Below are 13,328 nucleotides of genomic sequence, written 5' to 3'. Positions count from 1 at the left end.
GTGCGTTCATGCGAACGCACCGGTTATCCGGTATTAGCTCCTGTTTCCATGAGTTATCCCAGTCTTATAGGTAGGTTGCCCACGTGTTACTCACCCGTCCGCCGCTCATTCCACAAAGTATCACCCCGAAGGGATCTACTTAGTTTCCTGCGCTCGACTTGCATGTATTAGGCACGCCGCCAGCGTTCGTCCTGAGCCAAGATCAAACTCTCAATAAAATTGATGAGTAATACTTTACTCTGGTTTCAAGCACTAGCTTGTCTTACTTTATTTCTTAACTTACTGTGTGTGTTATTCAGTTTTCAATGGTCAATTATAAGTCGCTGTTCTTTCGGCGACAAGCAATATTATATAACGTTTAGCTTGTCATTGTCAACAACTTTTTTTGAAAAAGTTGTTTTGTTTATGCGCCAGAAATTTACGAGCGCAACTTTCATAATATAACACAATACTATTTAATGTGTCAATCAATTTATCTTATTGCCGAAGCAACGTTTATAACTATAGCATGCTTAACTTAAAATCGTCAAGCATAAATTGTAATTTTTTAATCTATACTCAACGTACCGTCAATAAAACCTTTGAGAACAGGCTTTTTCACTTATTCACAATCAGTGAATTCACCTGATAGTACCTATGGATAATATTTGAATTCTTCGTTTCTTCTCCTTTTATGACGATGTACTTTTTTTCTACTAAGTACTGAATCAGTATTGTAAGATCTAAATGATAATCAAATACTTTGATTTTTTCTTTTAGTTCTGATATTTTCCAAACGTCACCACCCATAATATTAAACAAATGACGACTGCCTATCGTTATTTTATTAGAAATAGTAAAATCCATCGCCAACAACATAAGTTCAACGCGCTCTTTTACCGGTTCATCACTCGTAACTAACTCTTCATAAAGTTTATAAGTACCAGCATCTAGACGTTTAATCTGTTGCCATCCTGTTAACTCTGGATAAAAACCTTCTTCAATAACACTTAGTCGGCCAATACTATGTAATGTACGCAAAACTTTATTAAAACAATCTAACGCTTCTTGTCTTTCATATAGCTGCACAGCTTCTTTAAACGTCCGAATACTCTTTGCATACTCTTGTGTAAGCTTTAACTCTCTTTGCTCTGTTGGAAATCGATCCAATTCTTGTTTGAAGGTAGACAAATACTCATTACGATCAAATAGTACTTTCCCTTCATTAACCCACTGGATAATCCGTCTATAAGTAGAGAATTCAATCCAGTCTATTAATTGCTGATCAGATACGATATGCAGCGCAATTATTTTATCAGCAATTTGATAATGTTTTACTTGCCACATCTTTTCGTTACCTCTCTTTACAATTAACAGGATACAGTCAAATCCATCCGTTTCAGGACTTTGGTTATTTTTCTTATCTACTTGAACGACGCTTAATGTCTCTTGATGACTCGTGTACTCTTGATATAAACTCCTTAACTCACCAAACATATTTATTGCTCCTCTCTAAGTATATAAATTCGACATACACCTTCTCTTTTCCTTCATTTACAGATGCTGTAAAAACAAAAAAAAGCCTCTTACTCGAAATTGCAAGAGACTTTAAGACAAGAACTTATAACCGTAGTAAAAGCGTTCTTTAATAATTGTTTAAAAACTGCTTCTTAATGTTTGACCTTACAGTCAGGACATACTCCATAGATCTCCATACGGTGATGACTCACTTGAAAACCTGTAACCGTTTCTGCCAAAGCTTCTACTTCGTCAAGGCTAGGATAATGAAAATCAACAATTTTACCACACGACTCACATATCACGTGGTAATGCTTTGTCGTATTATAGTCAAATCGACTCGAAGCATCACCATAAGTGAGTTCTTTTACAAGGCCAATATCTTTAAAAACACGTAAGTTATTATAAACCGTTGCAACACTCATGTTTGGAAATTTCCCTTCGAGCGCTTTATAAATATCATCTGCTGTCGGATGTATTTCTGCTTCAATCAAATATTCAAGTACCGCATGTCGCTGAGGCGTGATCCGAACGCCTGACGATTTTAAACGTTCTACCGCTTCTTTTATTTCATCATGTGTGTGTTCGTGATCATGATGTTCATGCATAACCATCCACCTCTCTTTCATTAATAAATAATCGATTGTATATTATGCACAGATTAACTGAGAATAAATAACAGTTAATTGTTGTTATTGCTTAACTACAATTATCACATTGTAATCTTTATAATTAGTTTACTAAGAAACGAGGTATTTTGTCAAATAAAAATAGCTGGATAACCAGCTATTTAAATAGTCCCATCAGTTATTTGCAGATGACTCATTGATCTTCTTTATAAACGAATACTTTTTCTTCGAACGCACTAAACGTGTTAACAAACCTCGCGGCAACAAATAACAAATCACTTAAACGGTTAAGATATACGATTACTAGCGGATTAATCTCATCTTTTAACGCGACCGCTAATCTCTCAGCACGCCTTACTATCGTTCGCGCATGGTGAAACGATGCAGCTGTTGGATGTCCTGACGGTAAAATAAACTGTTTAAGCGGCGGCACTTTATCATCAAATATATCAATGCGTTGTTCTAAACGGTCAACTGCGGACTGTGTAATTGGCCAAGGGACTTCCTTACCAGTCGGTGTAGATAACTCAGAACCAACATAAAACAGCATCGCCTGTATATCATCCATTGCATTAAGAACTAACTTCCGATCAGATAGCGACCACGTTAATCCTTGATCTACAGTTGATATTGCGTAACCAATCACCGCATTCGCCTCATCGACTGTCCCGTAAGCCTCAACTCTTAAATGATTTTTCTTCACGCGTTCACCAGAGACAAGGGACGTTTCACCAAAATCGCCTGAGCGTGTGTAAATGCGCATGTTAATACCCCCTACTAAGATTTATTTTATTAACAGGTAAAGATTGATCTTCTAAATAACTGATAAGATTTTCTTTAAATATTTCAATTGCTCTCGGCAAGTAATGTGCTGACTTTCCTGAAATATGTGGTGTTAACGTTACTTTTCCATGTGACCATAAAGGATGGTCTTCAGGAAGTGGCTCTTCAGGCGAAACATCCAATATAGCATGACTAATCTCTCCTTGGTCAAGCGCATCCATTAAGACATCAGGATCCACGACATCACCACGACCCATATTCAAAAAGACAGCTGAATTTTTCATTAACTTGAAATGATCTGCACAGTAAAAAGGACGCGTCTCCTTTGTGCTTGGCAAGATAGAAATAACAAAATCAGCTTGCTTTAAAGCTGAATCTACCTCTTTCATAGTAACGCAGTTATTAAAGAACGGGCGTGTTCCACCTGATTTGGTGACAGCGGTTGTTTCAATATAGAATGCTTGCGCAAGACGCGCTAATTCTTCACCAATTGCACCAGCACCAATGATTGTCATTTTTCGGTGATTGATTTCTCGCGTTTTTACTTTCTGATTCCAAAGTTTCGCTTTTTGTTGTTCATAAAAAGTAAACATCTCTCGGTAATGCCCTAACAACATCGCCATCGCATACTCGCTCATCGGATGTTTATGTATCCCTTTCGCATTTGTCACAACAATATCATGTGCTCTAATCCAATCAAGCGGCATCTCATCTACACCTGCAGACAACACCATAATCCACTTTAAACGCTCCGCGCTTTCTAAAAATGACACTGATAAATCTTCTCCGTAAGTCATAAGGATATCCGCTTCTTCTATATTAGTCACTTCCGTAATTGAAGACTCAAATTGAAACGTCACACTGGGATGCGCTTCTATTAATCCTTTTTCTAATTCATTCGTTAAACGCGTTGTCGATATCACTCGCATAAACTTCACCTCGTTGATTCGTTTTTTAGACCATTTCTTTTTTCATTAAACATCACTTCATTAAATACATACCCTATATTACAGTGAAGAGAACCTTACTTATTGTACTGCTTATTCTTTTAAGATATTAGATTATTTGAGACTTGTCAAAAATATACCGCTAGCTGTTTTATGCTAGCGGTTAAAATTTACATCTTTTTAATTTCGGCTAAAATCTCTGCGGCATGCCCAGGAACTGACACACCTCGAAATTCTTTTTGGATGATGCCTTCTTCATCAATAATGAAAGTCGAACGTTCATTACCATGGTATGTCATATCATTCTTTTCTTTTAGCACCCACACACCAAACTCTTCAGCCAAATGGTGTTTTTCATCGACAAGTAAATTAAAAGCCAAATCAAGTTTTTCTTTAAACTTTTCATGGCTTTCTTTTGAATCTGGGCTTACCCCTACAACTTCTGCACCTATTTTTTCAAACTCATCATGTAAATCTCGAAACTCACAAGCCTCCCTCGTACAACCTGGTGTTTCGTCTTTCGGATAAAAATACAACACTAACTTCTTCCCTTTAAAATCTAATAGAGAAATTTCATCCCCCTCACTTGTTATCATTGGTAATCTAGGTACTTTACTCCCAATTGTTACAGCCATCTATAACCTCTCCTTTTTACATTTATTTTTATCTATCATTATTTATACCTTTTCCTATTTAATGATCCTTTAAACCTTATTTGATGAAACATACAATGCAACTCATACATAAACGGCTTATTTGCTCACTAGTTACTAACTGAATTTAATTGATATTTTACTTTGGTTTGCTCAATCAAATACAGCTCTTCCGCACATTTCATTACGTCATCAATTGTCAATATGCATCTACTTCCATACTTTTTTATTAGCATAAAGAGAGGTTTTATCTAATTGAACGACTAAAGTAAGCTTATTATATTGCCTTTAACCTTAAAATCTTAGCGGAAATCCCCTATCTCATTAAAGAACCCGAATCACTTCTCACGACATTCAGCATATGTTTAGACACCAATACCAGACGCACCTTCACCTCCATGTTTTATCACGTTATATACTTTAATTTTAATAGATATCTTACCCTTTAGTTTAAAAAGTAAACCTCCTCCCCCTTAATACATACCTATTATTATAGTTTTTTCTAATACGTTATTTTAATGTATAATGAAGGACGAAATCGATACTTGGAGGTATTACAATGGAAAACACACAATCAAACATATTGCACGAAGAAGCACAGCACCACATTGTTGGCGGCGTAAATTCACCATCGCGCGCGTATAAAGGCGTAGGAGGCGGCACGCCTGTTTATATGCAACGCGGAGCAGGTCCTTACTTCTATGACGAAGATAACAACAAATACATTGACTATCTAGCAGCATACGGCCCCATTGTCACAGGGCATGCTCATCCACATATTACTGCAGCAATTAAAGACCAAGCAGAAAAAGGGGTGTTATTCGGTACCCCGACAGCATTGGAGAATACTTTCGCTAAAATGTTAAAAGAAGCGATTCCTTCTCTGGAGAAAGTCCGATTTGTTAACTCAGGAACAGAAGCCGTTATGACCACGATCAGAGTCGCTCGCGCCTATACCAATCGCGAGAAAATTATTAAATTCGCCGGATGTTACCACGGTCATAGCGATATCGTTCTCGTACAAGCAGGCTCAGGCCCTTCTACATTAGGAAATCCTGATTCGGCTGGTGTGACAAAAGGAACAGCAAGTGAAGTAATTACCGTACCTTTCAATGACATTCAGGCATACAAGGAAGCACTTAAAGTTTGGGGTGATGAGGTCGCTTGTGTACTGGTTGAACCGATTGTAGGAAACTTCGGCATTGTTGAACCTCATCCTGGATTTTTAGAAGAAGTAAATCGTTTAACACACGCTAATGGTTCACTGGTCATCTATGATGAAGTGATTACAGCCTTCCGGTTTACTTATGGCAGTGCCCAACAACTCTATCACATTGAGCCAGATTTAACTGCACTTGGCAAAGTGATTGGAGGCGGCTTACCCATCGGGGCTTACGGTGGTCGTGTAGATATTATGGAACAAGTAGCACCACTAGGGCCGGCTTATCAAGCTGGAACGATGGCAGGCAACCCACTATCGATGCGTGCGGGTATCGCTTGTCTAGAAGTACTCCAACAAAAGGGGATCTATGAAGAGATGGATCGCTTAGGCAAGCGATTAGAAGATGGGATTATCACATCTGCTAACAATTATAAAATGGACGTCACGGTCAATCGTTTAAAAGGGGCCTTAACTGTATATTTTACGAATAAACAAGTGAGAAATTATACAGAAGCAGCAGCGACTGACACACAAAAATTCGGCGAATTTTTCCACCTCATGTTAGAACAAGGTATTAATTTGGCGCCATCAAAATATGAAGCTTGGTTCTTAACAATTACACATACCGATAAAGAAATCGACAACACACTTAAAGCTGTTGATTACGCTTTCAAAAAGATGAGTCGATGCTAGTACCAGGGACTAAAGATAAATTTTATACACAATTATGAATATTTATTAAATTTTAAATTGATTATTTTTTCTGAATATGCTATAGTTACTATGAAATTTCATATTTCAACTCATGCTTTATTTTTGTCAATTTTGTATGACTTCCCTTCAAAGCATGAAAGTTCTTGGCCTTTTCAATGGAGAAATACTCTTTCCCCGGAAAAGGTCCTTTTTTGTTTGCAAACATAAAAGACCGGCAATATAATAGTAATAACGTCTCTTTAGAAGGGAGCAACATAATAAGATGCGTTTAGGAGCTCGTATGTTTAAAACAGGATTGGCTGTTGCCATCGCACTTTACGCGGCATCATTGATCGGTTTTCCATCAACTGTGTTTGCAGGATTTGCGGCTGTCTTTGCGATTCAGCCATCAATATATCAGTCTTATGTTACGACATTAAAACAACTTCAAGCGAACTTTATCGGTGTCACAACATCTATCACCTTTGCCTATCTTTTGGGTAATAACCCGGTCATTGTTGGCTTATCGGTTATGTTTGTCATCAGTCTCTGTCGATTTTTAAAAATCGAAAAGAGCGCTGTGTCCATTGCTTTAATCGCTGTCATTTCTGTTATGGAGACTACAACGATGCCTATTTATTTATTTGGTCTGATGCGTTTTTCATCATTAATGTTGGGGATTTTTTCGGCTTTCTTAGTCAATTTATTATTTATTCCACCACGTTATGAAACAACGCTCTTTAACCAGATTAACCAGATTACAACAGAAATTCTTAAGTGGCTAAGGATTACAACTCGTCATTTATCTGATGACCCATCATTAAAGAAAGAAATGTCGCGCATAGAAACAGAATTACGACGTATGGATGAATTATATGCCTTGTTCTCTGAAGAACGCGTCTACAATAAAAGAAGACAGCCTATACGCGCCCGGAAACTCGTTGTTTTTCGTCAATTAATTAAAACAACCCACCGTAGCTTTCGTGTATTACGCTCTATTCAAAAAGTAGACAACCGCGCAAAACTCATGCCTGCTGATTTGCAACGACGATTAATTCAGGAAATTGATATCGTTATTCATGCTCACGAACGTATTATGCTTGGCTTTATGAGGAAAATTAAACGCGGGAGAGATAAAGAATACCAACATTTGAATGCATCAAACATTCCACAAGTTGTTGACCAATTGCTGGATTTATATCAAAAAAACGACGTGGATTATCTCATTTTCTTGCCGCTTGCATCAATGTTAATGAACTATCACCAAGACCTCACACATCTTCAACGTTTATTAAATAGTTACGATCAATTTCATGGTGATGAGAAGCTAGATATCATTCCAAAACGACGCGATTTAAAAGACAAGCATTAAAAAGATAAAAACAAGCGAAGCCGTTAATTGGCTTCGCTTGTTTTTATCTGTATGTTAAAAATAATTCATACAGTTGTTCAATTGTTTCATGAGAAAACGGTCCTTTACGCTGTCTAATCATTCTCGTTAGTTCCTCTACACTATCCCAGAGAATTTTATCCATGACACCCGGATAACACATTTCCTTTCGATGTAGTTCGTACTCGTCTTCATCTAATAATGTATAGGTCATATCCGGAAAAACCTTTACATCCAAATCATAATCGATATATTTTATCGCTTGATTTTCAAAGACAAAGGGGGAGCTTATATTGCAGTAATAATGAATTCCATCTGAACGAAGCATACTAATCACATTAAACCAATGCTTTGTGTAAAAAAAACAAATCGCTGGTTCACGGGTTAACCACGAGCGTCCGTTACTTTCAACGACACGGGTACGATCATTCGCACCAATTATTTTCGTACTCGTTGCTTTTAATACAGTTGTTTCTTGCCAAGTTCGATGGAACTGCCCATTATGTTTGTAACTTTTGATTTTCACTGGTCGACCGATTTTTGGGCCAGGCATCCTATCTTCCTCTCTAATTCATAATCTCATCATCTCTCTCTTATTATAACGAGTTTGATGTAAAATTGAAATCATAAGCTTCGAATATTCAGTCAGATACCGATGAAAATAGCCATTATTCGTCATCCGGATGCTCCCAGTCTATGTAGAGGACTCAAAAGAGTCCCCGTGCATTAACATTTACCTTGTTTTTTCTCTCGCTCTTTATTGCGACGTTCTTCATTCTTTCTCTCATCAACATGCTTAATATTAAATTCATTTGCAAACTCCGTATCAAACATCCCTAAGTTTTCTTTACGACGTTTTTCTCTCTGATTATTTTTTGCTTCTTGATTTGTACGCCCGTTTTTTTGATTTGTCATCTTCTCTCACCTCCCTATCTGATAATCTAACCAGATAAGAAGTTTTTAATCTTAGTAATATCCACCATTACTTCCTTAACTTTTGTTTTATCAATATAACGATAAAGCACCGTCATATTTGTCGTAAAACTTTTTGATGTGGCACAGGAAATGCTAAGTCACCAAGTTCTTTTTTATCTACCCATCGCTGATGTTCCTTTGGTATAAAACTTGCTTGTGCCATGAATTTAACAGCATCGATTGACCAAATCAAATGACTAAAAACATGCTTTACGGGTTCAAGCATTTGTTCTTGATTTAAATTTGTGTCATACTCAGCAGATAAATACTCACTCAATAGCGAACAATCGGTCTTTGTTTGTTCTATCATTGGAAATTGGTAGAGGTTGGCAAGCAAGCCTTCACTCGGTCTTTTTTCAATTAGTATTTTACCCTCTGGTGACTCAATTACAGCAACATAATAGTTTAACTTTTTTTGTTTTTTTGCTTTTGACTTTACAGGTAACGTTGTTTCAATTTTTTGCTGGTGAGCTAAACAAATACTTTGAAGCGGACACTCCTCACAAAGTGGTTTTGTCGGTTTACAAATCAAAGCACCAAGTTCCATTAAACCTTGATTAAAATCTGAAGGTCTCTTTTGATCAATTAAACGCCTTACAAGCGCCTCAAATATATGGCGTGTTTTCACTTTTTTTATATCCTCTTCGATAATAAAGACACGCGACAAAACTCGCATCACGTTACCGTCAACTGCTGGTTCGGGTTGATTATAGGCTATGCTCATAATCGCTCCTAAAGTATAGGGGCCAATTCCCTTTAAAGATTTGAGTTCTTCCTTATCAACTGGTACTTGACCACCGTATGAAGCCGCTACTTCTTTAACCGCCGCATGTAAGTTTCTTGCTCGGGAATAATACCCTAAACCTTCCCAAGCTTTTAGTACTTGATCTTCTTCTGCATTTGCAAGTGCCGCTGGGGTAGGAAACTGTTTAATAAAGCGATCAAAGTATGGAATAACCGTATCCACTTGTGTTTGTTGAAGCATAATCTCAGAGACCCAGACTTTATAGGGGTCTTGATTTTTCCTCCAAGGCAAGTCCCGCTTGACGGTCTCATACCAATCAATTAAATACCGTCGAAAATTTAAAAAATTCACCTGATCAATTTGTGACACATGTTTTAAGTAGTTATCATCTTTTGTATGCTCACTTTTATTTTTATTCATAATCATCTTCCTTCCAAATTATTGACTAATATAAGTATTGCTTGATTTTATTGCCCAATTATGCCCTAGGAGGTTTAATTTCTCATTAAAATGGCTACTAATAACTATAGTCTATTTTTACGTAAGTTTAAAGGAGTGAGTCAAATGGATACCGCAACTCATATTGCAATGGGGATAGCGCTGGGAGGCATTGCAACGGCCGACCCTGCAATTGCAGAAAATCCCGTTTTATTTAGCGCCGTCATGATTGGCACAATTGTTGGCTCACATGCACCTGATTTTGATACAGTCCTCAAATTAAAAAGTAATGCTGTTTACTTACGACATCACCGCGGAATTACCCATTCTATTCCTCTCGTTCTATTTTGGGGATGGTTTATTTCGTCTTTAATTTATCTTGCTATACCAAACTTATCATATGGCCCTATATATCGATGGACAGCACTCGCCGTTGTTATACACGTGTTCGTTGATATATTTAACGCTTATGGCACACAGGCTTTAAGACCTTTTTCTAACAGGTGGATTGCGTTAGGTTTTATCAATACTTTTGATCCCGTTATTTTTACCGCGCATATTATCGGGTTTGTCTTGTGGGGGATAGGCCTAAACCCAACCATTGTCTTCCTTAGTATTTACGCTATTCTTGTTCTTTACTATATAAAACGTTATCTGCAGAAAAAAGCGATGGTAAAAAAATTAACCCTCTATTATGGTGATGTAGAAGGTGTGTATGCCTCACCAACAATTAATCAGAACATTTGGCGTTTAGCCATCACGACAAATGACAGCTTTTATGTGGCTCGTGCAATTGACGGTAACATTCAGATTGTTCATAAATTCGACAGGGTACCTTTACCAAATAACCGATTGATCGCAACAGCTAAGACAGATAAAAATGTTGCTGCCTTTTTATCATTCTCATCCGTTTATCGTTATGAAATCACTGAATACGACCGTTATACCGAAGTCCGATTCATCGATTTAAGATACCGCGCAAAAGATCACTACCCCTTTGTTGCTGTTGTTAATATTTCAGAGAACTTAGATATTCTAAGCTCTTTCACTGGCTGGGTCTTCTCAGAAGATAAACTACAAGATAAGTTACTTATTGAAGAATAGTTTTAAGACAACCCTTTAAACTCATGCAGTTAAAACCAACATAAAAGCAAAAGGTTCTAATTAACCTTTTGCTTTTATTCTTTTCTTTCAGTTATACTCATTATATAGCACGTGTATAATGTATCTTTTAAACTTCCATTACTTAGGAAAGGATTTAGCCCATGATTTCAATGTTTGTGACAGATTTAGACGGAACACTACTAAAAAACAACCGCTATATTACTAAAGAAGATAAAGAAGCACTCCAACTATTGAATAAAAAAGGGGTAGATATTACGATTGCGACTGGACGATCAGATCGTGAAGTACAAGCAGTTTTTAAGGAATTAAACATCACTGGTCATAGAATCAGTCAAAACGGTACATTTACTTTTTCAAAGTATAATGAGAATGTGTTTTCACAAGTGTTTGAAGAAGGTACCAGTTTAAAACTGTTTGATTTTTTACATGCGTTTGATTTCCCCTGTCTTATTTCAAACTTTGATAACATCCATTACGCGAAAGAAATACCAATGGCACAAACACTTCAATCACTATTTAAAACGCCACTAATCTATCAACAAGACTTAAGAAACAGAATCGAACAGGATTTCTCAACATCAAAATTCATGTTACTTGGGGAGACGAGCGAGCTATTGTCACTCGAAAAGAAAATCATTTCATTATTCGACACCGATGTATCTACTTTTCTTTCCGCTGACATGTGTCTAGATATCGTCCCAAAAGGCGCAGATAAACGCCGCGCACTAGAAGCGCTGCTTAATCAGACAGGCATCAAAAAGCAAGCAACGGCCTCAATTGGTGATGGATTTAACGATATCAACATGCTTGCCTACACGCCCCATAGTTATGTCATGTCTTCAGCCGAACCTAAAGTCAAATTACACGGTAAAAAAACTGTTCAACATGTCTACGAAGCCGTTGACGACTTATTCTGTCATAACTTGATTCTTTAAAACTCCGCCCCAAAATGCTCAAGTGTTTTTGAGCAAAGAGGCTTCTTAACCAAAAAAATAAGCCTATCTATAGTTAAAAACAAGCGATGTAAGCTAGTAGCTTTCATCGCTTGTTTTAACCTTTTCATTTATAAAACGTTCAATCAAATCAGTAGGAAACCCTTTTTGATATAAGCCTATTTTCACATGTTGGATTAAATCATAACCAGTAAACTTCCGTTGCTTACGCTTAAGTATCTTTTCACCTTGCAAAAGACACGCTTGATATTCTTCATCTACCTCTATACGCTTAAGAGATTGTTCCATTGCAACTTGAATGGCATCTGTGGAAAAACCTTTTTGTATCAACTGCTGTTTTAACTTCATTTTAAACGCTTGATGTGATAACTTTTTTTGTTTTGATTGCTGTTTATTGATCCACTTAACTATTTTATCAATCGCTTGTTCTTCAGTGTAAAAAGATAGACCGTATAATCGATCGGCTTCTTTTATACCTTTCTCCCTTAACTCTCTTTCAATAACTTTTGGCCCCTTCATCGTCGTTTCTTTTTTCGTTAATACAAACGCCTCACTGAAAGCTTTCTCGTCTAATAATTTTTCTTTATACAATCGCTCAATTACTACGTCAATTTGAGCTGAATCATATTCAGCTTTATCTAACCGCTCCCTTACTTCTCTCTCTGAACGCATACGTTGAGCAAGATAATGTATCGCTTTATTAAAAGCCTTATTCGTGTTATCTGAACGGATAAGTTGATTTATTTTTATCTGATCTATTATCATACCTTTTCTCAAACGTTCTTTAATCAAGGTATCTTCCTCCACACTAAAAGCATAACTTTCTTTACCGTGTACATCTTTCAAAAATACATTATAACGATCGGTACGTTTCTGTTGAATCGCTATCTTTGATATTTCCGGCACCATACCACCTCACTAAAATCGCTTTTCTTTAGTTTAGCACAATTTCTCTCACCGAGAAAAAGATAATACTACACATGATACATGAACTACATCGGCACTAAAGTACCGAGTTTCTAGGAACACTCAGAACTTGATATCTGCTATTTCAAGCAAATATCAGCGGTTTAAGCTATTAACTAAGGCTCATTCCAAGCCCGATATTTTTTATGTTTTTACTGGCGTTAATGTCCCTATCATGAAGTGTGTGGCAGGTTGGACACGTAAAGTGTCTGACGCTTAATGGTTTCTTGCCTGTTTCTGCGCCACATGAAGAACAAACTTGCGATGTCTTATAAGGGTTGACCACAACAAGCGCTTTCCCATACGTCAAGCATTTATATGTCAATATATTTCTGAACATTCTCCACGATTGGGAAGCGATACTTTGTGCCA

General features: G+C 37.0%; 14 protein-coding genes and 1 rRNA gene. 4 read left to right on the top strand and 11 right to left on the bottom strand.

The annotated features are described in order from the left end of the window. From BM163_RS13080 to BM163_RS13055, 6 genes are all read right to left on the bottom strand, one after another. Positions 1-218, bottom strand: a 16S ribosomal RNA gene (locus BM163_RS13080); the annotation flags it as partial. Positions 219-597: 379 nt separating this feature from the next. Further along, a complete protein-coding gene (locus BM163_RS13075; RefSeq protein ID WP_089803625.1) occupies positions 598-1,476 on the bottom strand; it encodes a nucleotidyltransferase-like protein in 879 nt (292 codons plus the stop codon). Positions 1,477-1,649: 173 nt separating this feature from the next. After that, complete coding sequence (perR, locus tag BM163_RS13070; protein ID WP_089803624.1) at positions 1,650-2,105, bottom strand: peroxide-responsive transcriptional repressor PerR; 456 nt, start codon at positions 2,103-2,105, stop codon at positions 1,650-1,652. A 214-nt stretch (positions 2,106-2,319) separates the two neighbouring features. Continuing rightward, positions 2,320-2,889 carry a cob(I)yrinic acid a,c-diamide adenosyltransferase gene (locus BM163_RS13065; RefSeq protein WP_089803623.1) on the bottom strand — a complete coding sequence of 190 codons (570 nt, stop codon included), beginning with the start codon at positions 2,887-2,889 and terminating at the stop codon, positions 2,320-2,322. A 1-nt stretch (position 2,890) separates the two neighbouring features. Next, positions 2,891-3,838 (bottom strand): D-2-hydroxyacid dehydrogenase, encoded by a 948-nt coding sequence (locus BM163_RS13060; RefSeq protein ID WP_089803622.1) that lies wholly within the window; start codon positions 3,836-3,838, stop codon positions 2,891-2,893. A 188-nt stretch (positions 3,839-4,026) separates the two neighbouring features. Further along, positions 4,027-4,491, bottom strand: a complete 465-nt coding sequence (locus BM163_RS13055) for a peroxiredoxin (protein ID WP_089803621.1) — start codon at positions 4,489-4,491, stop codon at positions 4,027-4,029. A gap of 577 nt (positions 4,492-5,068) precedes the next feature. On the opposite strand from BM163_RS13055, the gene BM163_RS13050 reads away from it, so the two are divergent. Together BM163_RS13050 and BM163_RS13045 are read left to right on the top strand one after the other, a co-directional pair. Then, positions 5,069-6,364, top strand: a complete 1,296-nt coding sequence (locus BM163_RS13050) for a glutamate-1-semialdehyde 2,1-aminomutase (RefSeq protein ID WP_089803620.1) — start codon at positions 5,069-5,071, stop codon at positions 6,362-6,364. A 283-nt stretch (positions 6,365-6,647) separates the two neighbouring features. Beyond that, on the top strand, positions 6,648-7,736 hold the full coding sequence (locus BM163_RS13045; RefSeq protein ID WP_089803619.1) for an FUSC family protein: 1,089 nt from the start codon (positions 6,648-6,650) through the stop codon (positions 7,734-7,736). A 43-nt stretch (positions 7,737-7,779) separates the two neighbouring features. Here the strand turns inward: BM163_RS13045 and BM163_RS13040 are convergent, their stop codons facing one another. The 3 genes from BM163_RS13040 to mutY all read right to left on the bottom strand — a co-directional run bounded on the left by BM163_RS13040 (position 7,780) and on the right by mutY (position 9,894). Next, positions 7,780-8,307, bottom strand: coding sequence for a DUF402 domain-containing protein (locus tag BM163_RS13040; protein WP_089803618.1), 528 nt, complete (start codon positions 8,305-8,307; stop codon positions 7,780-7,782). A gap of 173 nt (positions 8,308-8,480) precedes the next feature. Next, a complete protein-coding gene (locus tag BM163_RS13035) occupies positions 8,481-8,669 on the bottom strand; it encodes a hypothetical protein (protein WP_089803617.1) in 189 nt (62 codons plus the stop codon). 112 nt (positions 8,670-8,781) lie between these two features. Continuing rightward, positions 8,782-9,894, bottom strand: a complete 1,113-nt coding sequence (gene mutY, locus BM163_RS13030) for an A/G-specific adenine glycosylase (RefSeq protein WP_089803616.1) — start codon at positions 9,892-9,894, stop codon at positions 8,782-8,784. A gap of 144 nt (positions 9,895-10,038) precedes the next feature. Between mutY and BM163_RS13025 the strand changes: the two genes are divergently transcribed. Both BM163_RS13025 and BM163_RS13020 read left to right on the top strand, forming a co-directional pair. Then, complete coding sequence (locus tag BM163_RS13025; protein WP_089803615.1) at positions 10,039-11,016, top strand: metal-dependent hydrolase; 978 nt, start codon at positions 10,039-10,041, stop codon at positions 11,014-11,016. A 161-nt stretch (positions 11,017-11,177) separates the two neighbouring features. Then, positions 11,178-11,972 (top strand): HAD family hydrolase, encoded by a 795-nt coding sequence (locus BM163_RS13020; RefSeq protein ID WP_089803614.1) that lies wholly within the window; start codon positions 11,178-11,180, stop codon positions 11,970-11,972. Between the two features lie 93 nt (positions 11,973-12,065). On the opposite strand, the gene BM163_RS13015 is transcribed toward BM163_RS13020, so the two are convergent. Both BM163_RS13015 and BM163_RS13010 read right to left on the bottom strand, forming a co-directional pair. Then, the gene (locus BM163_RS13015) at positions 12,066-12,896 is read right to left on the bottom strand and encodes a RecX family transcriptional regulator (protein WP_170243748.1); all 831 of its coding nucleotides are present in this window, start codon (positions 12,894-12,896) and stop codon (positions 12,066-12,068) included. Between the two features lie 172 nt (positions 12,897-13,068). Then, positions 13,069-13,296, bottom strand: coding sequence for a zinc ribbon domain-containing protein (locus tag BM163_RS13010; RefSeq protein WP_258390174.1), 228 nt, complete (start codon positions 13,294-13,296; stop codon positions 13,069-13,071). Positions 13,297-13,328 lie beyond the last annotated feature (32 nt).

Source organism: Halolactibacillus alkaliphilus (assembly GCF_900115465.1).
Classification (GTDB): domain Bacteria; phylum Bacillota; class Bacilli; order Bacillales; family Amphibacillaceae; genus Halolactibacillus; species Halolactibacillus alkaliphilus.
This window is presented reverse-complemented; position numbering and strand designations above follow the sequence as displayed.